Here is a 26,252-nt window from a genome sequence, read left to right as displayed (position 1 = left end):
GATGTTTTTATATACTCAACAAGGGGTATCTGGCGACCACGAATAGTGGGCGATTTATGCTCAGGGCATGATGAACCACCCGATAAAGCTCCGGTGCTGCGGAAATGGCGGTATCACCGACACCTTGTGTCACTAGCAGCCAGAAATACCACGAAGATTTAGATCGTCTCCGTGATATTTATCATATTAGTCATATATCAACATTATGCTGGAACAATACTCCATTGTTGCGTTTCGGTCAGTGTTGCCACCAGTGAATAGACGTTCCCTGTGTATTTTAACTCACTGGCATTGGTCACTGTTTGGGCTAATACCTGCCCCATTTGAACCCCCTGCCCGGCGGCAATGTAATAAAGGGGTTCAGGGGTATAAAGCTGAGTGGTATTGGTTAAGACTTGCTGCACAAAAGTCCCCTGCCCTGACATCCCAATCCCCGTGGAATAGACATTATTTGGCATGTGGCTACCCTCCATAATCGTCAACTTGCCCGCTTGCCCACCACTCGACAAATTACTAAACGCCGGTGTGTTATTTGCCGTGTCAAATGTCACCTGATTATTTCCTGCGGGATCAGCATCTAATACCGCGCCAGCCTCAAAGACCACCCCATCCGTTAGCGCCCCCGTTCTGCCCCATATAAATGAGTAGTCAATTGACCACTTGAAAGTGAAAAAGCTATTGGGTGCAACTTTAAAGGGGGATGCCTGCCAGGCGAGAGAAAATACGTCTGAGGGCTGGTTAGGCATTTTTTGATATAAATAAACAATCCATGCCGAGGGTGACTGATTAATAAACTTGACTTGATAGGGCGTACCATTCGATGAATAGTTAGAGAGATCGAGTGTATTACTCATGATAGACTCCTCATTATGTTCATATTAACTATATTGAAACACATTTAATTAAGACAGCAGGGTACCGATTCATTTATCATTCGATAATGAACCTCTATTTTCCGAGTGAAAGTAGTTACTGAGTAAAAACAGTATTATATCGTCACAGCAGAGACATTCCATTAAGCACTAAATTAGCTAAGTTATTGAAAACAAAAATTAGCTGACGTGATACAAATAAGAGCACTTATGATTACTGCTGTCTAAATATGATAGAACATAAAGAATTAAGTATTGTTTATGAGGGGCAATATTATTAGATGCGTGATTTGCATCACGAAATTTAATTATCTATTACATTTGTTTCATTTAAACAAAACAATAATATATACATTAATTAAAAACAATTAATTATAATATGATTTTCACTATTATATTAAATTAAACGCTCATCGTATTATTAATATAACAACGGCCCACTTAAGGGCCGATATTTTTTGATATATAAAAAACAGGAGAAAGGGCAAGGATAACCCTGCCCTCAGTAGATTTAGCGTACTTGAAGTAGAGTTCGCGTACTGAACTTGAGTTAGAACTCCCAACGCAGACCCGCATTCACTTGCCATTGGGTATTAATGTCGCCGCCAGAAGATTTTTCGACATCAAGGTAGAACCGAGAGTTGTTCTCCTCGGTTAACTGGATATTGGCCCCGACACCGTAAGTTATCCAGCTATCTTTCCCCTCTTGCTGAGAGACCAGCATGGCATCCTTCCCTTGGAGAGTGATATGACGATCCCCAGCAAACTCATGCAGTAAATCGGCTTTCAGATAAATATCATTATTGCTATTTTCCTCGAACCGATGGCCAACACGTACCCCGGCACGACCAATCACACTGTTGATATTATCCTGCAGGACCTGTAGCCCACTGCTGGTTGTGTAGCCGGCCTGATCAATATGTGTGTAAACCAACTGGCCCTGTGGTTCGATGAAATTATTGTTTCCGATAGAGAACTCACGACCATATTCTGCACTGGCGCTCCAAGCCCCATTACTCACGCCCCCATGACCCACAGTGCCCAGCCTATTTTGGTAATCGAAATTGCTCTTCAGATGGCTATATTTCAATACCAAATCTACATAGTCCTGCTTCTCTGGTCGATTCCATGAACCATAAAGGCTTGCGCCATAGCTTTTATTATCACCGGAGCCACTATCAAAGGTTGATTTCCCCTTCAGATAATGAGCAGCGAAACCTGTAGTCCAGATGCCATTCTCATATTCATCTTTGTGGTCATAACCTAGCTGATAGAAATTGTAGCGGTTTTTAAAGTAGCTCCCCTCGTCACTTTTCATCTCACCGCCTTTATAGCGCAACCACAGTCCATTCTCCTGTTGGTCACTCCGCAATTCACCCAAGCGCTTGTTGAGGCTATCAATTTCAAGGCGCGCAGTGGCCGTCGCATAATTAAGGCTGGCATTCGCCATTGCGGTATCCCCCCCGGCACTGAGCTGAGTTTCGACGCCAGTGATATACCAGTTAGTGCCATATTGGCTGGCCGGGTCCCCCTCTTTAATATCAGAGCGGAGAATAGGGGTGTAGTCATACACATATTCATTGTTAGCATCTATCTGATCGTAAGCTTTAAAGCTGACATTATTGGCAGCATCGGCCACCCAAATATCGTCACTCAGACCCGCCAGCTTATTAACGTTCAATGCCTCAATATAGTGAGTCCCGCCGGTACTGCTGCTGACCACCTCAATAAAGTCACTGCCATTTTTGTGTTGGTCATCGGTTTTACTGGTATTGACATCAATCAAGAAAATGCCTTCACTCCCTTTTAAGTCATAAATTTTGACACTTTCATTCTGACTTTTCTGGGTATGAAGATTCAGACCATGTAAATTGACGACACCCTCTTTTTGCAGGTTCAATGCACTGATCTCGGCATTAACCGCATCGGGTATCCACTGGGCTTTATTCATTAACGTCACATCCAGATTACCCGCCCAGAGATTATTGGCGGCATCATAAGTATTGACTTCCGTACCATGCCAATAGGAGTTTGCGCCGTTTAATAGCGCGGTAATGCTACCGCGATTAACAAAATCATCACCGAGGTCCAGATTACCCAGCAAGTTAACCTGATAATTACCGGTTTGGTTAATGGTGACCTGACCCCCATGTTTACCGCTAACGGCATCACTTTTCGAACTGCCACTGGGGTAAGTGCCATTTTGAGTCAATACTTCGAAAAAGTTTTTGCCGTAGGTATTAATATAGACATCACCACTATTCGCGGTAATCGTCGAGCCAGCCCCCGTGGCATACAGACCATTATTTGCCGCTGTTGCGCTACTTGCCCCACTGGTCTCCATTTCGACAAGTGAATTAATATAAACTTTGCCGTTGATGGTCACCTTAGAGCCGTTAGAGGCAATCAGCGCCGTGCTATTATGGTGATGAGCATCACCCACCATCAGGTTATTATTAAAACTGAAGCTATTTAATGAAACAGTGTTATTTCTATCGGCAGCCAAACCAAAGAATGCCGTGTATGGACTAGCCGCTGTATTATTCTGCCCTTGAATATTAACGGAGTAGTCCCCGACATCATAGGTTTTGTTGTTAGTTTCTGTTTGGCCGATATACACCTCAAGTGAACCATTGGGGTTATCGACATTAACAGTGGCGTTATAATTACCATCTCCTTTGATAGCATCAGACAATGCAATTGATGATGGGTCAGTAATGGTAGATGAATAAGTCAGCTTACGATCTTCTGCAACACTAAACCCAGACCAGAATAGATTACTGATGATGGTGGATAAAAGTAATGGACGGAATAATGTAGATGCACATTGCCAATGATGCATATATATAAACTCCCACTATATAAATATCACACAAATACCTCTATTAGCATTTTATTAAAAATGAGTTATCCTAAATGTAATAAATGAAACAAATAAAAAACAACAATTAAGTGGAATAAAGAAATAAATCAAGATTAATAAATTGCGGGGTTAAATTATGTACAAAAAAAACTCCATGTCAACTTTACCAGAGCATTGCATGAGGAAATTTACACTTCTTAATTAGTTCTTAACAATAAAAAACGGCCCAATTAAGGGCCGATGATAATATTTAAATAATTTCACTTAAATAGTCAATAATAGTTATTATTGAACGAACATAGTTTAGCGCCGCGCCAGTAATAATCCGACCACCAACCCGACAGTCGCGCCGATTCCCACACTACACCAAGGTTTTTCGCGGACATAATCATCAGTACAGCACGCCAATGCCTTGGCCCGTTTGATATAGCATTCACTGCGGCCACTCAAACGGTTCTGTACCTCCTTTAATGCTTTCTCCGCTCGGTCTTTGATTTCCTGATAGCTTTCATCGGTCATCTTGCCGGCGAAGCGCAATACCTCCTCCAGAGTATCCGTCAGCATCGTCAGATCATCTTCCAGCGAGGTTTGCTGTTCTTTATCTCGATTCATATACGTTCTCCATGAGTGAAAAAAGAGCATCTCATAAGGATAGTCGAAAATAGCTGGAATAAGCGGGGATGGGTTTTTTCAGGATTAATCTGTAGGGCAAAAGACGAGTTCATCGCCCTCTGCCACACATTTATTACAAAAAAAATGTATCACTAAAAACGAATGCAGCATGCTCCCTGCTCCGCCCCAGTCAATTGTTCACGTAGTGCGCCAAACAGCTCACGGCCGCATCCTACATGGAATGCCGAGATATCCGGCAATGTTGGCTGGCGTGCTGCCAACTCCGCTTCATCCACCAGCAGCAAAAGCTCACCACTGACACCATCAACTCGCACCCGATCACCATTGCGAATTTTTGCCAATAGGCCGCCGCAATAGGCTTCGGGGGTCACATGGATAGCCGAGGGCACCTTACCTGACGCGCCGGACAGGCGGCCATCAGTGACCAGCGCCACCTTAAAGCCGCGATCCAATAATACCCCCAGTGGTGGCATCAATTTATGTAACTCCGGCATACCAATGGCCCGTGGCCCTTGATAGCGCACCACCACCACACAGTCGCGGTTTAGCTCGCCAGAGTCAAAGGCAGCCCCGACGTCATGCTGGCTTTCAAACACCACCGCTGGCCCCTCAATAATTTGATGATCACGAGGAACGGCCGAGGTTTTCATCACTGCCCGCCCCAGATTACCACTCAAGACTTTGGTGCCGCCGTGAGGCGAGAAAGGCTGGGCGATACTGGCAATAACCGCGTCATCCAGTGAGTGCTGTGGGCCACGCCGCCATTGCAGTTGCCCCTCCTCCAAATACGGCTCTTGTGTATAACGATGCAGACCAAATCCTGCCACAGTGTGGACATCTTCATGCACTAAACCGCCTTCCAGCAGCTCTTTTATTAGCAAGGCGACCCCGCCTGCCGCCTGAAAATAGTTGATATCCGCAGGGCCATTGGGGTAGATGCGACATAACTGCGGCACCACCTCTGACAACTCGGAAAAATCATCCCAATCGATCATAATGCCCGCTGAACGCGCCATCGCCACCAGATGCATGGTGTGATTCGTCGAGCCACCCGTTGCCAGTAGCGCCACAATGCCGTTGACCACCACTTTTTCATCCACCAACTGACCAATAGGCAGATAGTGCCCGCTGTTCTCCGTCAGACGAGTGACCTGACGCGCAGCAGCGGCGGTGAGTGCATCCCGCAATGGGGTATTGGGTTGGATAAAGGAGGAGCCGGGCAAGTGCAGCCCCATCACCTCCATCACCATCTGATTGGAGTTGGCAGTGCCGTAAAAAGTGCAGGTGCCCGCGCTGTGATAAGAGGCAGACTCCGCCTCCAACAGGGCATTTCGGTCAACTTTGCCCTCCGCAAACAGTTGGCGAACTCGCACTTTCTCTTTATTGGAGAGGCCGGTTGCCATTGGCCCTGCGGGGACAAAAACCGCCGGTAAGTGGCCGAATGAGAGGGCAGCCATCAACAATCCCGGCACAATTTTGTCGCATACCCCAAGATAGAGTGCGCCATCAAACATATTGTGTGACAGGCCGATCGCCGCTGACATGGCAATCACATCGCGGCTCATCAGCGACAACTCCATCCCATCCTGCCCTTGTGTCACGCCATCACACATGGCAGGAACGCCCCCTGCCACCTGCCCGACAGCACCGACTTCATGCAGTGCTGCTTTCAGTTGTTGCGGGTAAGATTCATAAGGCTGATGAGCGGATAGCATGTCGTTATAGGACGTTATGATAGCGATATCACTGCGCACCATATTCTTTAGCGAGGCTTTATCCTCCGGCTGACACGCGGCGAAACCGTGCGCCAAATTGCCGCAGGCCAGTTGTGAGCGGTGAACGGTATTTTCTTTCGCCGCACTGATACGTTGCAGGTAGGCCGTGCGGGTCGCCGCAGATCGCGCCGTAATACGCTGCGTGACGCGGGTGAGAGTCGGGTTCATCGCCATTCCTTATTCGCTCAGGGGAGCCAAAAGCTCAATGCTGCCCACAGGTAGGCCGATGAAGTCCGCCAGTACCTGTAACAGCAAATTATGATCATCCAGATGTGGCGCACCGGAAACATTAACGCTGCCAATAATCCCCGTATGTTTAATCTGGAGTGGGAAGCCACCACCCAATGCGGCGTAGTCGCGCAGACTCACTCCATAGCGCGCTTCCAGAGAGGTTTGGCGCTGTTGTAGCATCAATCCCGCAGCATAAGAGCTGGTATTCAATAGCTCCACCACATTACGTTTACGCCGCAACCAATCCTGATTTTCGGCACTGGTGCCGGGCATGGCATAACTGAATACGCTTTGGCGATTGACAGTAATATCGATAGCCAATGCCGCCCCTTGTTGTTCAGCTTGCCGCTTAATTTTTTCACCTAACTGCCAGGCGATGTCGTGATCAAAGTGCATCAGTTGCAAAAGTTGTTGGTGCTGTTGGCAGTAAGTGAGTTGCTGCTGTAAATTCATGACATTCTCCGGTGATAAACAGCAGGGGGTGTCACTGTTTCCAGCCGCTACCCCCTACCGGATTTAAGCGCGTTTAACCTTGATCACACCTTTGCCTACGGCACCTTTCGCCTGCGTGTTGACTTCAACATCGCACTCTTTCGGTAGGGTCAGTGTAATCAACCCGGCGATAATCAATGAGCCAGCTAACATGCAGACTGCCGCACTTTGGCCGTAGAAGAAGATCATCACGCCGACCAGATACGGCCCGCAGAATCCGCCCAGATTCCCTAAACCATTGATGACACCACGTGCGCCCCCCGCCACTTCCGGCACGGCAATGCGGCCCGGAATTGACCAGAATGGACTGGTGGCGGCTTTGAGGAAGAATCCGCACACCACCAGGGCCAGATAGGAGATCAACACGTCGTGGCGGAAAATCACCGAGGTCACCAGCCCGGCGGCGAAGCAGAACAGTGAAATCATAATCAACAGACGGCGTTTGCCGGTTCTATCCGACAGGGTAGAGATGGCATAAATACCGGCGGTGGTGGCGATAAACGGCAGGATTGCCAGAATGCCGACCGAGGCCATATTACCGCCGGTCAGATTTTTCAAAATGGTGGGTAGCCATAGGGTGTAGCCATAATCCCCGGTTTGATAAAAGAAGTTCAGCGCCACCAGTTTCATCAGCCCTTTATTCAGGAACACGGCTTTCAATGGGGCATTGGTCACAGGCGCATCGAGCATCCGCTCAGCCCGTTCCCGTGACAGTTCAGTGACCAGATAGTCGCGCTCTTTTACCGATAGCCATTTAGCCTCTTCAGGGCGGTCACTGATAACAAACCACCACATAATCAGCACCACGGCGGAGAGAGAACCTTCGAGGAAGAAGAGCCAGCGCCAGTCGAGCGCATTGATAATAAAGCCAGACAGAGGTGCGGTGAACATGCCGCCAATGGGCGCGAACATCATGACAAAAGCATTGGCGCGGCCGATTTCGCGTTCCGGGAACCAGTTGCTCACCATGGTCAAAACCACCGGTAGCATACCGCCCTCAGACACCCCCAGCACAAAGCGCAAGAATAAAAGTTGATAATGATTGGTGACAAAACCGGTCAGAATTGAGACGACGGCCCAAACCGCCAGTGAATAAGCAATGAATTTTCTGCCGCTGCCATGTACCGCAATACGGCCACCAGGGACTTGTAAAAAGAGATAACCAATAAAGAAGATACCGCCCGCTAAACCGGCCATTTGGCTGGTAATCGCCAGATCACTCTCCATACCGCCCGGTAGCGCAAAACTAATATTGACCCGGTCCATAAAAGAAATAATACAAGCAATCATTATTGGCACAATAACGCGGAACCAACGGGCATTAGGGATCTTACTGTCCATATATATACGCCTCATGATAATAGCCAAGTATTACCCTGCATCATGCATAAAGATGCAGGGAATACCGAAAGCAAATAGGGAATATTTGCAGTTTTTAATTAAATTAAAAGAAATGTTTTTTGCATCATTTATATACCAAATAAATTTCAAGATGTAGGAAGGCGGCAAGCGAGATAATCCCGATGAGCTTACATCAGTAAGTAATTCGGGTTATTGAACGCAGCTAACACACCTACAAATTGAAAGATGACGGGTATTAATAATGAATGGCCGTTGGTGCTTCCTCTCCGGAGAAATGGGCGAGGATATTAGCAAAAACAATATCGCTCATTTGAATACGGGTCTCTTGGGTGGCGCTGGCAATATGCGGCAGCAGTACCACATTTTCCATTTCGATTAATGCTTGTGGCACATTAGGCTCATCAGCAAAGACATCCAGACCCGCACCGCCAATATCTTGCTGTTGCAGCGCATGAATTAAATCATCCTGATTAACCATGCTGCCACGGGCAATATTGATCAGAATCGCATGATTGGGCAGCGCGGCAAAAACGGTTTTATCAATCAGGCCCGCACTGTCTTTCCCACCAGAGATAGCCACCACCAGAATATCGCTCTGTTGCGCGAGGCTGATTAAATCAGGCACATATTGGTATGGCAGGCTTTCGATATGCACTGTATCAGTGTAGGCAATTTGCATATCGAAACCCGCAGCACGGCGGGCAATGGCTTGACCAATGCGGCCCATCCCAAATACGCCCAGACGTTTTCCAGTCACTTTGGACGATAGAGGTAAGCTGCTATGCGGCCACTGACCGGCACGCAGGAATTTATCGGCCTGACATAAGCGGCGAGAGGTGGCAATAATGAGCCCCAGCGCGGTATCAGCCACATCGTCTGTCAGCACACCCGGCGTGGTAGTCACAATGATCTTACGCTCACGGGTATAATCCAGATCGACAGCATCCGTCCCAACGCCGAAGATTGAGATAATCTCTACTTCAGGTAATAACGCCAACACTTCGTTGGTCACGCCAATATCACCACGAGTCACAATACCTTTAATATTCTTGCCCTGCTCAGCCAGAAACTCCGCGTGATCCGCTATCTGGAAGAGTTTGTGAACAGTAAAGTTTTGTTCCAATTTCTCCGTCAAATAGTCCATTACCGGGGCGATAATTAATACAGATTGCGTACTGTTTTTCATTATGAGTACCTGACCATGTCAATAAATCAAAGAAACCAGAATGGCGACAGGGAATCATCGGATGATGTAGCCATTCAGCGAATGTCGTTATGAGACCTGTTTTCAATGTTTTATTTTGTGATGTGGGTCACTGTAAATCATGTTAAGAAAACATGTTACCGGTAACGTGACCCAGCTATCATTGCCAAGGCTGAATTGTTTCAGCTAATCAGGTACGCGTTAAAAATTCATGTAAGGCATTAATTGAAATGTTATCGATAGCGGTCATTTGTTATGGCGGGAATAAAACATAAGCAAGGGAGACAGAGGAAAGTGAGTGGCTGCCATTGCACAGCACAATGGCAGAAAATAAGAGACGAGCATCCCTACAGAAATGGCTGGAACCTTAAATCGTCCCACCGAGTGAAATCCGATAATGTAGGTCAACCTGCTCAATTGTCGGGATTTTTTTGATTTTTTTAATCAAAATCTCAGCGGCAACTTTACCCATTTCAAAACGTGGCGTGGTAACACTGGCCAGCACCGGCGTGGTTGCCTGACCAATATCCAGCCCATGAAAACCGGAAATAGCCATTTCAGCGGGTATCGCCATGCCCAGCTTCAAGCACTCTTGTAACACCCCCACGGCCATATCATCATTGGTACAGAAAATAGCATCAACCTGCGGATACATTTGTCGTGCCAATGCCAACATCCCGGCACCAATAGAAACGGAAGAGACTTTATTCGGCGTAATATGTAATGGCGTGAAATTAGCATCACTCATTGCCTGACTATAACCTTGATAACGTTTGCGATCCCGCACATCAGACATGGAACCGAAATAGACAATATTCTGTTTTCCACTGGCGAGTAGGGTTGCCGTCATGTCATAGGCGGCCTGATAATTATTGAATCCGACCGTGATACGATTAAATTGCGGCTCCAGATCCATCACTTGGGCGATTGGAATTTCGGAGGCATTCAGATATTTATCAGCACGTAAGGTATGTTCGGAGTCTGTGAGTATCAACCCGGAGATCTGGCAGGAGAGCAGATTAATGATCTGCTCCTCTTCGCGCTCTTTACTGTAGTTATAATTGACTACCAGCGTTTGGTATCCACTGGCGGCAGTCACTGACTCAATACCCGCCAATAGATCGGAGAAAATCTGGTTATTAAAAGAGGGCACCAAGATTCCTATACGCGGACTTTTTTGATTAAGCCCCGTTTCCCCTTCAGAATCAGCACTATAATTAACTTCAGCCATCACCTGAGCAATGCGCTCACCGGTTTCTGGTGCCACTTTTTCCGGCGTGCGCAAATAGCGGCTGACGGTCATTTTGGTCACGCCGGCAAGTAACGCGATATCCTGTAACGTAACACGCTGGTTTTTCATGGCAAATACCTGGAACAAGAGTGCGAGAGGGGTAAACTGATTATGCACTGTTAACTTGTGTAATGAAAAGCATGTTACGGGTTAAATATGCTATAACAGCCATGCTGATCATTATTAAGTTATTTTATTATCAATAGGTTAATCTGCAATCTGTTAATGAAATGGGCAAAGCCCCTGCTAACCAGACTCTTTTTCTATCCTCAAGGCGACACCGCTCACGTAAGCGGTAACAGCTTGTCGTAACATGATTTAAAGTGATCTGCATCACAGTTTGATAAGGCAGAAAACGGTCTGATAGAGACATGTTTTCAGACGGCCCAGTTTAATGGAAATACCGCTACCGTGAATCGGATTTCCATCTGTTTTAAAGCAATATTGGGAAATAATAAAGACTTTATTATTCGTGATTTTATTGCCTAAATTTAAACGATGACTGTATTAATTCGACAGTGTTCACTCATAACATCTATTTTATATGTCGCTCGATTGCGCCATTAGGAATTCACAATGAAGAATCTATTTTCGCTAGAAAAACGCAAAGTATTAATTACGGGTTCCGCACAAGGTATCGGATTCCTATTAGCAAAAGGTTTGGCTGAATTTGGTGCGGAGATCATTATTAATGATATTACCGCCGAGCGGGCAGAAAAAGCCGTTGCTGAATTGCGCGCCAACGGGTTTGTTGCTCATGCCGCAGCCTTTAATGTGACCGACCATGATGCGGTCAATGAGGCTATCGAACAAATAGAGAGCAGCATTGGTGCGATTGATATCTTAATTAATAATGCCGGTATTCAACGTCGCCATGCTTTTACCGAATTCCCAGAAAAAGATTGGGACGATGTTATCGCCGTCAACCAGAAATCCGTATTCTTAGTTTCACAAGCCGTCTCCCGTTATATGGTTAAACGCCAACGCGGGAAAATTATCAATATTTGTTCCATGCAGAGTGAATTAGGTCGCGACACTATTACACCTTATGCCGCCTCTAAAGGTGCGGTCAAAATGTTGACGCGCGGCATGTGTGTCGAGCTGGCCCGTTACAACATTCAGGTCAATGGTATCGCCCCTGGTTATTTCAAAACCGATATGACAAAAGCGCTGGTTGACGATAAAGCCTTCACCGATTGGTTGTGTAAACGCACGCCCGCCGCCCGCTGGGGAGACCCGGAAGAGCTGATTGGGGCTGCGGTTTATCTGTCGTCCAAAGCCTCTGATTTCGTCAATGGTCATCTGCTGTTTGTTGATGGCGGCATGTTGGTCGCAGTCTGATAAATACAGAGGAATGATATGTCTGGTAAATGCATTATTGTCATGGGTGTTTCCGGCACGGGCAAGTCTTGTGTCGGTCAAGTACTGGCGCAGGCACTTAACGCCAAATTTATTGATGGTGACGATCTACACCCTCGCGCCAATATTCAAAAAATGGCATCAGGTCAGCCACTGAATGATCAAGACCGCGCCCCTTGGCTTGAGCGGCTCAGTGATGTGGCCTATAGCCTGCAACAGAAGAATGAAGTGGGTTTTTTAGTCTGCTCGGCACTGAAAAAGCAGTACCGCGACCGTCTGCGTGAGGGGAACCACGGTATCCGTTTTTTGTGGTTGACCGGTGATTACGATTTAGTGCTGCACAGAATGCAGCAACGCGCTGGGCATTTTATGCCTGAGAGCCTATTAAAGAGCCAGTTCGCAACATTAGAGGCCCCCGGAGCCAGCGAGCCGGACGTCATTAAAATCGATATTTCGCCTGATGTGGCCGGTGTTGTTGAACTCTGTATTGCCGCACTGGAATCTGAAAATAGCGTGAGTCATTGCGCATAAGCGCGGGCCACACGAGCATATAGGAATAGTTATGATACTTGATGAACTTAAAAGCGCGGTGAATAACCCGTGGTATCCCGAGGTGATCCGCCGGACGCTGGCGACCATTAGCCAAATGGATTTAGTCAATTTGCCCGCCGGTGAGCAAGAGATTGAAGGGCGTGAAATTTACCTGAATCATATTATTGCCGCCACCAAACCTTTATATGAGCAAGCTCCGGAATTACACCGTTACTATATTGATATCCATATTCTGCTGGAAGGCAGTGAGGTGATTGGGGCTTCGCCCTCCGCGCAGGGCCAGCGCCCGACCATGGATTTTGATACTGAGCGGGATTATGGGTTGTTTGAGGGCATCACCAGCGAAACGTTATTGACACTGGCACCGGGTGATATCGCCCTGCTGTTCCCCGGTGAGTTGCATCGCCCGATGGGGACACTTGGGGAAGTGGCTCCATTACGTAAGATTGTGGTTAAGGTGGCGAATCACCTTTTGTGATTCTTCATTCCGGTTCAGATGGATTTGTTGATAGGTTCAGTTGTGGCTGGGGGAGCAGGTTTCGGTTGATAGATTTCGGATCAGCATCCATCCCTACCGAAGGTTCCAAGGGATGCTCCCCCTGGCGGCTCTGCCTCGCCGCCAACCACAACCCACTGTTTTTCATCGCATAACCGAACACTACGCCAACCAGCAGCGAGGCGATCACTAACTTCCAGTCGCCATTGCCAGCAAAGGTTGCGCAGGCGCCAATAAAAGTACCGGGGACAAAGGATAACCACTGCTGACAGGCCTGAATGCACATCAAAAACGCCACAATACCCGTCAAGACATAACCCAAGATGGCCCACTCCGGCTGCAAGGCGCTACCCTGAATAATCATCATCGCCCAAAATACCCCGCTCAGGCAGGTTAGCAGGGTAATTAGCAACCCTTTCACCCCACCTTGGGGGCAGGCAAAGTAGGCGGTACACCCCAGAAAACCCGCCCAACTGATCAGCCCTAAGCTGACGGCAACCCAGCCCCAGACACCTGAGAGAATACCAGTGGTGATGGCAATCATCAGAATAATGTTCATCAAGATTTACCTGCGCGAAAGTGTTAAACGAAACGTGCATTGAGTGAAAGTCGCGCAGTTTACCTGAATTGAGGATAATTTCATGTGTTCACGTCACATAAATAAATATTATCTTGCCGCTGTTACATTAATTATGTGATTTAAATCACTTTATTACCATGTTATTTCTACTCGATATGCACTGCCCCACGCTTATTTGACTCAATGGTTAACGGCTGAAAAGGCTCCAGAGCCGCTAGACTAGGAACGTCAAGGTCAAACTGCTGACAGAAATACTGGTGATAATCCATACTGCACAATAAAATGTCATTCTCAGTAAGATTTTTATTAATACTCAATAAATGACTCTCAATATCTTTATAAAACTGGCTGCTCTTGATATGATAAGTTTCATCTGTCGCTAAATATTTTTTTTCTATACGTATAGATTCTTTCTTCTCTCCATTAGGCTGAAGGAAAGATCCTGATTTTATTATGGCCTCCATATGGTTAAAGTATTTTTCACTGATAACAGGATGAAGTAATACTTTAGATATAATCCTATAGGCGCTCGCTTCTATACTAAGCGGTCTCTTACAATCATCTAAAAGTGTATGATAATTCTCATTATGAGGATTACTGCTAATGAGGACGGTATTAATTATTTCATCTTTTACTTTATCAATAATTTCAGCACTTGGTAATTCTTCTTTGTTACTATAGCATCTATAATAAGCATCAACAATTTTGCGCGTTACTATTGCATCCGGATTCTCACCATCAATATTTTTCTTAATAAAATCATGTGCCTTGTTCGTAATGCTGGATACAACATTAGAAATAGGATCTTGACCCAGGCGATTTTTGGCACCATTTTTTTTATCGGCAGTTAATCCTAAGACATGACAAACTATCGAAAGAATACTTTCCTGTTTTTCATGCTCTTTTTTTGCCCACTCCTTCGACGGAGAACTTTTCCCATTAACAATAGATTGTATATTTTCTTGCACGCCTTTAACTATCAATTTTCTGATAGCCTGCTGGCAAAGGGCATCACTCCTTAAATCATCCAATACGCGGCTTTGGGATGGGAATTCGATATTAGTATGCTCAACCAACCACCCTTGTTCCACCAAAAAACAGCATAGCGCATCGCTGCGTTTACCTTTATTGGCTTGAGCTTCCATTAGTACATAATTGCGATGATCGTCACTTTTATTTATTTCGTCCCAGATCTGCATATAAATAGGGAATGTCTTATCATAGCCATAATTGTAATCAAAGTCCTTCTCCAATTCAGAAATAAGGTTACTTAACTTACATTCTTCAAAACAGTTGAAATCTGTTTTCTGTATTTGATTGTTTTTGATTGTTTTTTTCTCATGAGAAAAATGTGACGATTTCGTAAAATTACTCATTAAGTTTTTAAAAAAATGGCCGTTAGTTTTCATAGTACCTTCGCTTATAATTAATCTACTGTTGAGTAAAATATTGACTGGGCTATTTTTATTTTGAACAATATTTTATTCATTCGATAAAGATTGGGGGAATTGTTTTATAAATTCGTCAAGCTCCCTAAGTTCTTCAATTTTTACCTCTGGATGCATGCGAATTTCACTCGCCATTCTTTCCACTTTTCGTTTAATACTCGCCGCAATATCGTCTGGGAATGTCACCTTATTTCCTTCAGGTAAAAAGAGATATTGAGTAATCTCTTCAATACATGCTGCAATAAATCCATCCAAAGAGAATATTTCATCCATCACATGGGGCACTTTAGTACAAAGAAATCGAATAGCTCGATCTGAAACGATGGCGTTAATATCAGGTTGTTCATGCTTATCTTTAATACAAGCAAGCATTGCACTGGTTAACGGGTTTTCATTAGCCCATTGACCACTATTGATGTCTGATGATGCTACGGCAGTAAACTCTTTTGCAATTAATTCGGTGAGGATTAAATTACCTTTTATTTGATAATCACTTTTATGCATTACTGTATTTTCTTTCAAGTCACTATATTCTTTATTTATTCTTTCTTGTAACTCTGGTGCGTATATCAAAGCCGTGATATTAGCTTTATCCTTCTGATTGATGATCGGACTGCTTGTGTAAGAGTAATTTCTATTTTTAATATAATAGGCATTTTCAATCATATGCATATTGAACTCTTCATCTTCTTTACTTTTATCGAGAGAAGAATTGGTGGTTATTTTATCGCCAAAAAAAACACTATCAGAGAATATCGGAACCTCACCAGATATCAATTGACCGGAACTCAGAAGAGCTGTTTTTTTATGCACATCGCCAGCACTCCGTGCCGGCGAGGAAAGACCAAAACATGACATATATACCCTTAAATATTGACCCAATGAATAAGTAATCAATATATCCAGATAAAACATATTTTACATTCAGGTCTTTACCCCACATCAAATCAAGCAACATTAAATAGCCCATAAAACAAAACCCCCTGTCAGCCGAAGCTCACAGGGGGTTGGAATCACCGCGTTAACGATGAATTACATCAGTGGTTGTGCCAACTGAACCAGCGAAATCAACGGCTGTGGGTAGACACCCAAGAACAGCACCAGAATCGCAGAAATCAGTACCACCACACCACCGGCAGTTAGTGCCCAGTTGTTTGGTGTATCACGCACCAAGGTTTCCGGCGCACTGAGGAACAGGCTCACCGTCACACGTAGATAGTAATAGAGGCCAATCGCACTGCCCAAGACGACGGCACCGGTCAGCCACCACAGGTTGGCGCTGACACCCATTGCCACCACGAAGAACTTGCCGATAAAGCCCAGTGTCATTGGGATACCCGCCAATGACAGCATCATCACTGTCATCACCGCAGACAGAATCGGCTTATGCCAGAACAGCCCGCGATAAGAGAACAGGGACTCTGCATCTGGGCCTTTGTACGGGCTGGACATCAGGCTGACGACACCGAAAGCGCCCAAGCTGCTGAACAGGTAACCCGCCAGATAGACGCCGACGGTTTCCAGTGCCAACTGGTGAGTTTGCACCGCCACCAACGCAATCAGCAAGTAGCCAAGGTGCGCGATAGAGGAGTAACCCAGCAGACGCTTGATGTTGGTCTGGCTGATCGCCATCAAGTTACCGAACAGAATCGAGGCCACGGCAATCAGGGAGAGCACTAATCGCACGGCTTCACTGTCGGCGGCTGGCGCGTACAGGAACAGACGCATCACCACGGCAAAGATGGCAATCTTGCTGGCGGTAGCCAAGAAGGTGGATACCGGAGCAGGTGCGCCCTGATACACATCTGGCGTCCAGAGTTGGAATGGCACCAGCGACAGCTTAAAGCCCAAGCCGACAATCATCATCCCCAAACCCGCCAAAATCAGCGGCTGGTGAATCACGGAGTCGCTCAGGCTCTTGCCCAAACCCGCGAAAGACAAGCTACCGGACTCGGCATACAGCAGCGCCATCCCAAACAGCAGGAATGACGACGCCGCCGCTGACAGCAGCATGTATTTGATACTGGCTTCCAGTGAGCGCTTCTGGCGATAGGCATAGCCAATCAGGCCGAACAGCGGCAGAGAGATAAGCTCAATACCCAAGAACAGCGACGCCAGATGATTGGCACTCGCCAGCAAAATGCCACCCATGGTGGCAATCAGCACCAGCAGATAGAACTCTTCGCGGTTATCGGGATAGCCATTGAGCCAAGGATAAGCAAAGGTGCTGGTTGCCAGACTGGCAACAATCACCAGCCCAGTGTAGAACATGGCATAGCCGTCAACCCGCATCAGCGGAGTGACATCCATTGGCCCGACTTGCCCAACGAAATAGAGGGAAAGCAGCGCCAGGTTAAGCCCGATAACCGTCAGAGTGGCGTTGATAAAATGATCGCGTCGCCACGCAATGGACAGCATCACAACCACCACCGTCAATCCGACGATCAACAGCGGTAGCATTGCGATCAGTTGTTGAGGAGTTATTGTCATGGCGAATTACGGCCTTGTTGTTGGAATAGATGAAGCATTGAACCACTGCTGTACATTACTCATCGCCGCATGGGAGGTGTCGAGAATTGGCTGCGGGTAAACCCCGAGCAACACCAACAGCACCACTAACAGCAGGATGATAGACAGTTCCCTTGCACTCATGCCCGGTAGCGCCTCTTCTGATTTTGGCGCACCGTAATAGGCACGTTGCATCATAATCAGCGAGTAAACCGAAGCAAAAACCAGCCCAAACGTCGAGATCACGGTAATCACCGGAACGACTTGGAAGCTGCCGAACAGGATCATAAATTCGCCGACGAAGTTACCGGTCCCCGGCATCCCCAATGTCGCTACCGCGAAGAACAGCGACAGCGCAGGCAAGTATTTAATTCGCCCCCACAGGCCGCCCATCTGGCGCATATCACGAGTATGCAGGCGTTCATACAACTGGCCACAGATGATGAACATACCGGCGGCTGACAAGCCGTGGGCAATCATCTGGATAACCGCACCTTGGTAGGCCAGTTGGCTGCCGGTGTAGATGGCAATCAGCACGAAGCCCATGTGTGACACACTGGTGTAAGCAATCAGGCGCTTAATATCAGTCTGGCAGAAGGCCATCCATGCACCGTAGAAGATGCCGACGACACCTAGCCACATGGCAATAGGCGCGAACTCATGGGAGGCGTTCGGGAACAGTGGCAGGCTGAAACGCAGCAGACCGTAGGCCGCCGTTTTCAGCAAAATCCCAGCTAAGTCAACCGAACCCGCTGTTGGTGCCTGACTGTGTGCATCGGGCAACCAGCCGTGCAAAGGCACCACTGGCATTTTTACCGCGAAGGCGATAAAGAAGCCCAGCATCAGCAGATATTCCACATTGTGGGACATCGGCGTTTTCAGCAGATTTTCGTAGTTGAATGTCCAGACGCCGGTGGCTTTGTAGTGCACAAACACCAGCCCCAGAATGGCAATCAACATAATCAGGCCGCTGGCCTGGGTATAGATGAAGAACTTGGTTGCCGCCGCGATGCGCGTTTTACCGTCTGATGCTTTGTGGCCCCATAAGGCAATCAGGAAGTACATCGGCACCAACATCATTTCCCAGAAGAAGAAGAACAGGAACATGTCGATGGCGAGGAACACGCCGATAACCCCACCCAGAATCCACAACAGATTCAGGTAGAAGAAGCCCTGATTGCGCTGAATTTCACGCCACGAACAGAGGATAGCCAGCACACCCAGCAGGCCAGTCAGCACCACCATCAGCAGTGATAAGCCATCCAGTGCCAGATGGAATTCAATGCCGAACCGTGGTATCCACGGCAAGGTGAATTCTGACTGCCATTGCGGAATCCCCGCCGGATTCATCAGTGAGTAGTTGCCCTGCCCCCAGAGAATCAGGGAGAGCACCAGTGTCAGCCCCATCGCGAATAGCGCTATCCAACGCGGTACTTTTGTACCGAAGCGATCACACTGCCAAGACAGTAAGCCGCCGATAAAGGGGATAAGAATTAGCCAAGGTAATAGCATGGCGTTTTGTGTCCCTAATTAAACGAAAAGCAACAGAGCCAGTACGACGACTGCACCCAAACCCATAGACGCGACATACCAACGCACCTGTCCATTTTCACTGACGGTCAGACCGCGATTACTCCAGCGCGAAAGTATCGCCGGGGTATTCATCAGTGAGTTCAGCGGATCACGCTGTATCAGTTTTGCAATCCACAGATAGGGGCGGACAAACACCTTATGGTAGAGCCAGTCGAAGCCCCACGCATGGAACCACCAGACCGTAAAGAAGCGGCCCGGCGCACTTTGCGCAATGCTGTTGACCAGTTGACGTTTGCCCAGATACAGGAATGCGGCCAGCGCAATACCGATTACCACCAACACGCCGGAGAAGATTTCCAGCGGCATTTTGCCCTCTTCACCAAAGTGAAGCTCTGGCAATACGCCCGCCAGTGGAGGGGTTATCAGTGCGCCAACAAAGGTCGACAGCACCAGCAACACAATCAGTGGCAGGCTGTGGGTGATCCCTTTGACCGGATGCGCTTTGGTTTTTGGCTCGCCGTGGAACACAATGAAAATCATACGGAAGGTGTAGAGCGCGGTGAGGAATGCCCCAACCAGCCCGGCGACCATCAGATTGATATGGCCACTGGCCAATGCGCCCCACAGAATTTCGTCTTTACTGTAGAAGCCTGCGGTGACCACTGGCAGTGCTGCCAACGCCGCACCGCCCACCAAGAAGCAGATATAGACCAATGGAATGGTTTTACGCAAACCGCCCATTTTGAAAATATTTTGCTCGTGGTGACAGGCCAGAATCACTGAACCGGAGGAGAGGAACAGTAACGCTTTAAAGAAGGCATGAGTCATCAGGTGGAAGATAGCCGCATCCCACGCCTGAACGCCCAGCGCCAAGAACATGTAGCCAATTTGGCTCATGGTGGAGTAGGCCAACACCCGTTTGATATCGGTTTGCACCAGTGCCGCAAAACCCGCCAGCACCAAGGTGACTGCGCCGATAATCCCCACCAGATGCAGCACTTCAGGTGCCATCAAGAACAGACCGTGAGTACGGGCAATCAGATAGACACCCGCCGTCACCATGGTCGCCGCATGGATCAGCGCGGAAACCGGTGTCGGGCCAGCCATCGCATCAGCCAACCACGTCTGTAGTGGTAACTGTGCCGATTTACCGACCGCACCACCGAGAAGCATCAGCGTCGCCCAAGTTATGGCGGTTGAACCCATCTCCAGTTGCTGCGGTGCCAACACCATCAGCTCACGGATGTTCAGTGTGCCCAGCTCTTGGTAGAGGATGAACAGTGCGATTGCCAAGAACACGTCACCCACGCGGGTCACGATAAAGGCTTTCATCGCCGCTGCGCCGTTAGCCGGATTGGTGTAGTAGAAACCAATCAGCAGGTAACTGCACAAGCCCACGCCTTCCCAGCCGAGATACATCAGCATCAGGTTATCCGCCAGCACCAGAACCACCATGCTCGCGATAAACAGGTTGGTGTAGGCGAAGAAGCGGGAGTAGCCCTCTTCCCCACGCATATACCATGAGGCATACATGTGGATCAGGAAGCCCACGCCAGTCACCACTGACAGCATGGTCAGCGACAAGCCATCCAGTGTCAGGGTCAACGGAATGTTGAAGGTGCCAACAGACATCCAGTTCCACAGTGTTTGGTTAAACACCTGAACCCCGGTCGCCTTTTGACTGAGGAAGTCCACTGCGACATAGAGTGTCACCAGCGCAGTCAGACCAATCGATCCCACCCCGACAGTGGCGGCGGTATTTTCAGACCAGCGCCCACGGGAGAATGCCAACAGCAAGAAGCCCAGCAGTGGCAGCAGAATTGTTAAATATAATAGATTCATCCGCGCATCTCACTGACTGTATCGATATTCAGAGTATGGCGGCGACGATAGAGCTGTAACAGCAGTGCCAGACCAATACTGGCCTCCGCTGCCGCCAGCGTGATCGCCAGGATATACATCACCTGACCGTCAGCCTGACCCCAATAACTGCCCGCCACTACAAAAGCGAGCGCCGCTGCGTTGATCATCACCTCAAGGCTTATCAGCATAAACAGCAGATTGCGACGAATCAGCAACCCCGTCAGCCCTAGCACAAACAGGATGGCCGCCAGAATCAGGCCATGTTGTAGAGGGATCATGCTTGTTCCTCCGTTTTTCTTTTCGCTGAATCGCTCGCGCCCAGCACGTCGCCCGGCTTATGCTCGCGCCCGATATGGAAGGCAACCACCAGACCGGCCAACAGCAGCATTGACGCCAGTTCAACCGCCAGCACATAAGGGCCAAACAGGCTAATACCGACCGCTTTGGCATCGACCATTTCGCCGCTGATCCCGGAATCCGTTACCGAGCTAATGGCGTAAATCAGTACCGACAGCAGCACCAGCGCCAGTAAGCCGGGGCCGATCCACAGGGTCGGTTTCAGCCAATCGCGCTCTTGTTGCTCGACATTGCCCAAGTTCAGCATCATCACCACAAACACGAACAGCACCATAATGGCCCCCGCGTAAACGATGATCTCCAGCGCACCGGCAAAGTAAGCCCCCAGCGAGAAGAACACCGCAGAGATAGCTAACAACGAAATAATCAGGTACAGCAGCGCATGTACCGGGTTGGTGTGGGTGATAACGCGAATAGTCGCCACCACTGCCACCAATGCTGCAATATAAAATGCAAATTCCATGGAAGCTGGCTCCTAAGGCATCAGACCTTTAACGTCAATCGGTTTGGCTTCATTTTCGGCTTCGCCTTTCGGCTTGCCGTCAACCGCCATACCGGACATCCGGTAGAAGTTATATTCCGGATATTTACCCGGACCCGAGATCAACAGATCTTCTTTCTCATACACCAGATCTTGACGCTTAAACTCACCCATTTCGAAATCCGGCGTTAGCTGGATAGCGGTTGTCGGGCAAGCCTCTTCACACAAACCACAGAAAATGCAGCGGGAGAAGTTGATGCGGAAGAACTCCGGATACCAGCGGCCATCTTTCTGCTCTGCTTTTTGCAGAGAGATACAGCCCACAGGGCAAGCGACGGCACACAAGTTACAGGCCACGCAGCGCTCTTCACCGTCCGGATCGCGCGTCAGCACAATACGGCCACGGTAGCGCGGCGGCAGGTAAACCGGCTCTTCCGGATACATTTGGGTTTCGCGCTTGTGGAAGGCATGAAGGCCAATCATCCACAGGCTGCGCACTTGGGTGCCGAAACCAACCACTAACTCTTTCAACGTCATGGTTCATTCACCCCTTATTGAGCGTTGTACAAAATGACCGCGGCAGTCGCCAGCAGATTCAGCAGGGTCAACGGCAGGCAAACTTTCCAGCCGAATGACATCACTTGGTCATAACGTGGGCGCGGCAAGGACGCACGGATCAGAATGAACATCACCATGAAGAAAGCCGTTTTCAGCGCAAACCAGATAAATGGCGGCAGGAACGGACCTTGCCAACCCCCGAAGAACAAGGTGACGATCAGAGCAGAGACGGTCACGATACCAATGTATTCACCGACGAAGAACAGACCGAATTTCATGCCGGAATATTCAATGTGGTAACCATCGGCCAACTCTTGTTCAGCTTCTGGCTGGTCAAAGGGATGACGGTGACAAACTGCAACGCCTGCAATAGCAAAGGTTAAGAAACCAAAGAATTGCGGGATCACATTCCAGACGTGCTCCTGAGAGTTAACAATATCCTGCATGTTAAATGAACCCGCCTGTGCTACCACGCCCATCAAAGATAGGCCGAGGAACACTTCGTAGCTCAGGGTTTGCGCTGAAGCACGCATCGCCCCTAACAGAGAGTATTTGTTATTACTGGACCAACCGGCGAACAGCACGGCGTAAACCGCCAGCCCCGCCATCATCAGGAAGAATAAGATGCCGATATTGAGATCCGCAACCGCCCAGGTCGGGCTGACCGGGACAATGGCGAAAGAGAGCAGCAGCGAGGTAAAGGCAATAACCGGGGCCAGCGTAAAGATAGCCCGGTCAGAGAACTTCGGTACCCAGTCCTCTTTGAAGAACATTTTGATCATGTCAGCGACCAGCTGCAATGACCCGCCCCAACCCACGCGGTTTGGTCCATAACGGTTCTGGAACAGGCCCAGCAGGCGACGTTCACCGAAGCTCATAAATGCGCCACAGGTGACAACCACCAACAGAATCACCACCGCTTTCAGGACTGAGATTAAAATCTCAATCAATTCAGGGGTAAACCAGCTCATAGTCCTGCCTCCCGCAGATTCTCAACGCGCGCACCCACCAGAATCGGTGGAATCCCCGGTAAGCCAAGCGGCAAGCCGACCTGACCTTGAGCCAAGGTTTCACTCAAGCGCACTGGCAAACGTAAAGTTTGACCCGCACAGTTGAACTCCACCAGCGTACCGAGGTTAACCCCTAACTGCGCTGCATCGGCTGGGTTGACCATCACATAAGGCTCTGGCATCCGTTGTTGGATCACATCAGCGCGTTGGGACATCTCTTCGCTACCAAACAGATGGTAGTAAGGGGCAATCTGCCAGCTTTCAGCGGTCGCGCTAAAGGCGGCGGGAACAGAATCAAAGTAACCGAGCGTTCCCTCCCCTGCTTCAATCAGACGCACACCCGGATCACCAAAGCGCAGGTTCCCCCCCACTTCGGCTTGGAATTTGTTCCAAGCTTGCGGTGAGTTCCAGCCCGGCGCCCAAGCAAATGGAATCTGCTGACGATCGGCCAGTGGGCTGTTGTTCCCTTCCATCGAGAAGGCAAACGGCGTGTCGATATCTTGCGGCTGACGCGGTTCGTGCACACTGATATCAGCGCGCATCGCGGTACGACCACTGTAGCGGATAGGCGAACGTGCCAGTTTCTGCCCACGAATGCGGAAAGTGGCATCCGGTGCCGCTTCAACAATACCTTCCAGCTGTGGCAAAGCCGCGACACAAGCTTGAATCACGTGATCTAACTGGGTCCAGTCCACATGGCGACTGGTGTAAGTTGAGTGCAGGGAGTGCAACCAACGCCAGCTCTCCAGCATGATGCTGTGGTTTTCCGGCTTTTTCGGGTCGTCGTAATAGGTTGGGTCATAGACTTGGAAGAAGCGCTGAGCGCGGCCCTCCTGATTGACCAGTGTACCGTCACTTTCAGCAAAGCTGGCAGCCGACAGGATCAAGCTGGCTTTATCCATAATCGCGGTGCGTTGATGATCCACCACAATCAGGTTAGCGGCTCTCTCCAGCGCGGTATCAACCTTATCTTTCGTCGCATGGCGATAGAGGTCATTCTCCATCACGATAGCAGTATCTGCTTCACCGCTGGACAACTGCGCCAGCGCTTGATCCAGTGAACCGCCGCCAATCATGGTCAAGCCCATGCTATTGGCTGCACTGGCAACAAAGGTGATGCCGACGTCTGCGCCACGGCCTTTTAGGGCTTTCGCCACGTTGGCTGCGGCTTCAATGATGGCATCGCTGCCCGCACTGCTGCCGGTAATGATCAGTGGTTTTCTCGCACCAGCCAACGCCTGCACGATGATATCCACTTTGCCTTTCAGCTCTTTCGCCAAATCATCAACCGCTGGTGCAGATTCATCCAGCGCGTGGGCGATGGCGAAGCCTAAACGGGCTTGATCATCCACTGGCGCACGGTAGTTCCACGCCGCGATATCATCCATGCGGGTATTATCCACATTGGTGATAAACAGCGGATGTTTCGCGTGCTGACCAATGTTCATGATGGCGGCAATCTGCCAATCAGCCACTTTTTGTGCTGCGGCCATTTCGCGGGCTTTGCCTTTCACCGCCTGACGAACCGAGAGCGCAATACGCGCGCCAGTCTGGGTCAAGTCCTCACCCAGAATCAGCACCGCATCGTAGCTCTCAATTTCGCGCAGCGACGGCGTATAAACTCCGCCTTCGCGCAGCACTTTCAGCATCAGTTGCAGGCGTTGTTGCTCACCTGCCGCAATACCGGTGTAGAAGTTTTCCGCACCGACCAATTCACGCAGCGCAAAGTTGCTTTCCAAACTGGCGCGCGGTGAGCCGATACCGATGGTTTTCTTCGCCTGACGCAAAACATCCGCCGCACCTTGCATCGCCTGTTCGGCGTTAAGGTGAATCCAGTCGTTGCCACGCAGTTGCTGCGGCTGACGTGGGCGGTCTTTGCGGTTGACGTAGCCATAACCAAAGCGACCACGGTCACACATAAAGTAGTGGTTCACGGTGCCGTTATAGCGGTTTTCAATCCGACGCAATTCACCATAGCGCTCGCCTGGGCTAGTGTTACACCCCACACTGCACTGCTGGCAGATACTCGGTGCGAACTGCATATCCCATTTACGGTTATAGCGCTCGGAATGGGTTTTATCGGTGAATACGCCGGTCGGGCACACTTCGACCAAGTTACCGGAGAACTCGCTTTCCAGCGTGCCGCTCTCAGTACGACCAAAGTAGACGTTATCGTGCGCACCGTAGACACCTAAATCAGTGCCATCAGCATAATCTTTGTAGTAGCGCACGCAGCGATAACAGGCGATACAGCGGTTCATTTCATGGGAGATGAACGGGCCGAGATCCTGATTCTGGTGAGTACGTTTACTGAAGCGATAGCGGCGGAAACTGTGTCCGGTCATCACTGTCATATCTTGCAGATGACAATTCCCCCCCTCTTCACAGACCGGGCAATCGTGTGGGTGGTTTGTCATCAACCATTCAACCACACTCGCACGGAAATCTTTGGCTTCACCGTCATCAATGGAAATAAAGGTTCCATCAGTGGCCGGGGTCATACAGGACATGACCAAACGCCCACGGGTGTCATCGGCGTTTTGGTATTGCTTTACCGCACATTGGCGGCAAGCGCCGACGCTTCCCAGCGCCGGATGCCAGCAAAAGTAAGGAATATCGAGTCCCAGGGAGAGACAAGCCTGTAACAGGTTGTCGGCCCCGTTTACGTCGTATTCTTTGCCGTCTACATGTATCGTAGCCATATCAGCATGCTTCCAAGTGGCTTGTAATTGAACACGTTTATTGGCTGTTACGGCGACCTTGAAACGGTTCGTTTTACAAGCG

21 protein-coding genes and 1 pseudogene are annotated in these 26,252 nt (G+C 48.8%); 3 read left to right on the top strand and 19 right to left on the bottom strand.

The window, feature by feature from the left end:
* Positions 1-203: 203 nt before the first annotated feature.
* From HRD69_RS11975 to HRD69_RS11940, 8 genes are all read right to left on the bottom strand, one after another.
* On the bottom strand, positions 204-854 hold the full coding sequence (locus HRD69_RS11975) for a hypothetical protein (RefSeq protein ID WP_004876257.1): 651 nt from the start codon (positions 852-854) through the stop codon (positions 204-206).
* Positions 855-1,422: 568 nt separating this feature from the next.
* Positions 1,423-3,714 (bottom strand): autotransporter family protein, encoded by a 2,292-nt coding sequence (locus HRD69_RS11970; RefSeq protein WP_004876255.1) that lies wholly within the window; start codon positions 3,712-3,714, stop codon positions 1,423-1,425.
* A gap of 324 nt (positions 3,715-4,038) precedes the next feature.
* Positions 4,039-4,347 carry a DUF883 family protein gene (locus HRD69_RS11965; protein ID WP_004876253.1) on the bottom strand — a complete coding sequence of 103 codons (309 nt, stop codon included), beginning with the start codon at positions 4,345-4,347 and terminating at the stop codon, positions 4,039-4,041.
* A 152-nt stretch (positions 4,348-4,499) separates the two neighbouring features.
* Positions 4,500-6,311 carry a phosphogluconate dehydratase gene (edd, locus tag HRD69_RS11960; protein WP_032815104.1) on the bottom strand — a complete coding sequence of 604 codons (1,812 nt, stop codon included), beginning with the start codon at positions 6,309-6,311 and terminating at the stop codon, positions 4,500-4,502.
* A 9-nt stretch (positions 6,312-6,320) separates the two neighbouring features.
* Positions 6,321-6,827, bottom strand: a complete 507-nt coding sequence (locus tag HRD69_RS11955; protein WP_004876249.1) for a heme-degrading domain-containing protein — start codon at positions 6,825-6,827, stop codon at positions 6,321-6,323.
* 63 nt (positions 6,828-6,890) lie between these two features.
* A complete protein-coding gene (locus HRD69_RS11950; protein WP_004876248.1) occupies positions 6,891-8,207 on the bottom strand; it encodes an MFS transporter in 1,317 nt (438 codons plus the stop codon).
* Positions 8,208-8,463: 256 nt separating this feature from the next.
* The gene (locus HRD69_RS11945; RefSeq protein ID WP_004876246.1) at positions 8,464-9,414 is read right to left on the bottom strand and encodes a 2-hydroxyacid dehydrogenase; all 951 of its coding nucleotides are present in this window, start codon (positions 9,412-9,414) and stop codon (positions 8,464-8,466) included.
* A 385-nt stretch (positions 9,415-9,799) separates the two neighbouring features.
* Positions 9,800-10,792 carry a substrate-binding domain-containing protein gene (locus HRD69_RS11940; RefSeq protein WP_050538843.1) on the bottom strand — a complete coding sequence of 331 codons (993 nt, stop codon included), beginning with the start codon at positions 10,790-10,792 and terminating at the stop codon, positions 9,800-9,802.
* Positions 10,793-11,299: 507 nt separating this feature from the next.
* On the opposite strand from HRD69_RS11940, the gene idnO reads away from it, so the two are divergent.
* The 3 genes from idnO to HRD69_RS11925 are packed head-to-tail and all read left to right on the top strand — an operon-like array spanning position 11,300 to position 13,112.
* Positions 11,300-12,064 (top strand): gluconate 5-dehydrogenase, encoded by a 765-nt coding sequence (gene idnO / locus HRD69_RS11935; RefSeq protein ID WP_004876244.1) that lies wholly within the window; start codon positions 11,300-11,302, stop codon positions 12,062-12,064.
* An 18-nt stretch (positions 12,065-12,082) separates the two neighbouring features.
* Positions 12,083-12,613: a gluconokinase gene (locus HRD69_RS11930; RefSeq protein ID WP_004876243.1), complete on the top strand. Its 531-nt coding sequence runs from the start codon at positions 12,083-12,085 to the stop codon at positions 12,611-12,613.
* 31 nt (positions 12,614-12,644) lie between these two features.
* Complete coding sequence (locus HRD69_RS11925; RefSeq protein ID WP_004876242.1) at positions 12,645-13,112, top strand: NanQ anomerase/TabA/YiaL family protein; 468 nt, start codon at positions 12,645-12,647, stop codon at positions 13,110-13,112.
* 85 nt (positions 13,113-13,197) lie between these two features.
* On the opposite strand, the pseudogene HRD69_RS11920 reads toward HRD69_RS11925, so the two are convergent.
* The 11 genes and pseudogenes from HRD69_RS11920 to nuoG all read right to left on the bottom strand — a co-directional run.
* Positions 13,198-13,689, bottom strand: a pseudogene (locus HRD69_RS11920) (DUF1097 domain-containing protein); the annotation flags it as partial.
* Between the two features lie 167 nt (positions 13,690-13,856).
* Complete coding sequence (locus HRD69_RS11915; protein WP_004876240.1) at positions 13,857-15,119, bottom strand: hypothetical protein; 1,263 nt, start codon at positions 15,117-15,119, stop codon at positions 13,857-13,859.
* Positions 15,120-15,191: 72 nt separating this feature from the next.
* Positions 15,192-15,971, bottom strand: coding sequence for a hypothetical protein (locus HRD69_RS11910; protein WP_004876239.1), 780 nt, complete (start codon positions 15,969-15,971; stop codon positions 15,192-15,194).
* Between the two features lie 219 nt (positions 15,972-16,190).
* Complete coding sequence (gene nuoN / locus HRD69_RS11905; RefSeq protein ID WP_004876238.1) at positions 16,191-17,648, bottom strand: NADH-quinone oxidoreductase subunit NuoN; 1,458 nt, start codon at positions 17,646-17,648, stop codon at positions 16,191-16,193.
* A 6-nt stretch (positions 17,649-17,654) separates the two neighbouring features.
* A complete protein-coding gene (gene nuoM, locus HRD69_RS11900; RefSeq protein WP_004876237.1) occupies positions 17,655-19,178 on the bottom strand; it encodes an NADH-quinone oxidoreductase subunit M in 1,524 nt (507 codons plus the stop codon).
* 18 nt (positions 19,179-19,196) lie between these two features.
* Positions 19,197-21,041, bottom strand: coding sequence for an NADH-quinone oxidoreductase subunit L (gene nuoL / locus HRD69_RS11895; protein ID WP_032815103.1), 1,845 nt, complete (start codon positions 21,039-21,041; stop codon positions 19,197-19,199).
* Complete coding sequence (gene nuoK / locus HRD69_RS11890; protein ID WP_032815102.1) at positions 21,038-21,340, bottom strand: NADH-quinone oxidoreductase subunit NuoK; 303 nt, start codon at positions 21,338-21,340, stop codon at positions 21,038-21,040. The genes nuoL and nuoK overlap by 4 nt, the downstream gene beginning before the upstream one ends.
* Positions 21,337-21,882: an NADH-quinone oxidoreductase subunit J gene (gene nuoJ / locus HRD69_RS11885; protein WP_004876235.1), complete on the bottom strand. Its 546-nt coding sequence runs from the start codon at positions 21,880-21,882 to the stop codon at positions 21,337-21,339. The genes nuoK and nuoJ overlap by 4 nt, the downstream gene beginning before the upstream one ends.
* Before the next feature lie 12 nt (positions 21,883-21,894).
* A complete protein-coding gene (gene nuoI, locus HRD69_RS11880; protein ID WP_004876234.1) occupies positions 21,895-22,437 on the bottom strand; it encodes an NADH-quinone oxidoreductase subunit NuoI in 543 nt (180 codons plus the stop codon).
* Positions 22,438-22,451: 14 nt separating this feature from the next.
* Positions 22,452-23,429, bottom strand: coding sequence for an NADH-quinone oxidoreductase subunit NuoH (nuoH, locus tag HRD69_RS11875; RefSeq protein WP_032815101.1), 978 nt, complete (start codon positions 23,427-23,429; stop codon positions 22,452-22,454).
* Positions 23,426-26,170 carry an NADH-quinone oxidoreductase subunit NuoG gene (gene nuoG, locus HRD69_RS11870; protein ID WP_032815109.1) on the bottom strand — a complete coding sequence of 915 codons (2,745 nt, stop codon included), beginning with the start codon at positions 26,168-26,170 and terminating at the stop codon, positions 23,426-23,428. The genes nuoH and nuoG overlap by 4 nt, the downstream gene beginning before the upstream one ends.
* Positions 26,171-26,252 lie beyond the last annotated feature (82 nt).

This window comes from Yersinia mollaretii ATCC 43969 (assembly GCF_013282725.1).
In the GTDB taxonomy this organism is placed as follows: Bacteria; Pseudomonadota; Gammaproteobacteria; order Enterobacterales; family Enterobacteriaceae; genus Yersinia; species Yersinia mollaretii.
Note: the sequence above shows the minus strand (reverse complement) of the source record. Positions and strands in the feature narration are given on the sequence as shown.

Coding starts and splice junctions, on each gene's coding strand:
- HRD69_RS11965 (WP_004876253.1), bottom strand. CDS start 4,347: ATGAATCGAGATAAAGAACAGCAAACCTCGCTGGAAGATGATCTGACG.
- nuoN (WP_004876238.1), bottom strand. CDS start 17,648: ATGACAATAACTCCTCAACAACTGATCGCAATGCTACCGCTGTTGATC.
- nuoK (WP_032815102.1), bottom strand. CDS start 21,340: ATGATCCCTCTACAACATGGCCTGATTCTGGCGGCCATCCTGTTTGTG.
- HRD69_RS11925 (WP_004876242.1), top strand. CDS start 12,645: ATGATACTTGATGAACTTAAAAGCGCGGTGAATAACCCGTGGTATCCC.
- nuoI (WP_004876234.1), bottom strand. CDS start 22,437: ATGACGTTGAAAGAGTTAGTGGTTGGTTTCGGCACCCAAGTGCGCAGC.
- HRD69_RS11930 (WP_004876243.1), top strand. CDS start 12,083: ATGTCTGGTAAATGCATTATTGTCATGGGTGTTTCCGGCACGGGCAAG.
- HRD69_RS11945 (WP_004876246.1), bottom strand. CDS start 9,414: ATGAAAAACAGTACGCAATCTGTATTAATTATCGCCCCGGTAATGGAC.
- nuoM (WP_004876237.1), bottom strand. CDS start 19,178: ATGCTATTACCTTGGCTAATTCTTATCCCCTTTATCGGCGGCTTACTG.
- nuoH (WP_032815101.1), bottom strand. CDS start 23,429: ATGAGCTGGTTTACCCCTGAATTGATTGAGATTTTAATCTCAGTCCTG.
- nuoJ (WP_004876235.1), bottom strand. CDS start 21,882: ATGGAATTTGCATTTTATATTGCAGCATTGGTGGCAGTGGTGGCGACT.
- nuoG (WP_032815109.1), bottom strand. CDS start 26,170: ATGGCTACGATACATGTAGACGGCAAAGAATACGACGTAAACGGGGCC.
- HRD69_RS11915 (WP_004876240.1), bottom strand. CDS start 15,119: ATGAAAACTAACGGCCATTTTTTTAAAAACTTAATGAGTAATTTTACG.
- HRD69_RS11940 (WP_050538843.1), bottom strand. CDS start 10,792: ATGAAAAACCAGCGTGTTACGTTACAGGATATCGCGTTACTTGCCGGC.
- HRD69_RS11950 (WP_004876248.1), bottom strand. CDS start 8,207: ATGGACAGTAAGATCCCTAATGCCCGTTGGTTCCGCGTTATTGTGCCA.
- HRD69_RS11955 (WP_004876249.1), bottom strand. CDS start 6,827: ATGAATTTACAGCAGCAACTCACTTACTGCCAACAGCACCAACAACTT.
- HRD69_RS11975 (WP_004876257.1), bottom strand. CDS start 854: ATGAGTAATACACTCGATCTCTCTAACTATTCATCGAATGGTACGCCC.
- edd (WP_032815104.1), bottom strand. CDS start 6,311: ATGAACCCGACTCTCACCCGCGTCACGCAGCGTATTACGGCGCGATCT.
- idnO (WP_004876244.1), top strand. CDS start 11,300: ATGAAGAATCTATTTTCGCTAGAAAAACGCAAAGTATTAATTACGGGT.
- nuoL (WP_032815103.1), bottom strand. CDS start 21,041: ATGAATCTATTATATTTAACAATTCTGCTGCCACTGCTGGGCTTCTTG.
- HRD69_RS11970 (WP_004876255.1), bottom strand. CDS start 3,714: ATGCATCATTGGCAATGTGCATCTACATTATTCCGTCCATTACTTTTA.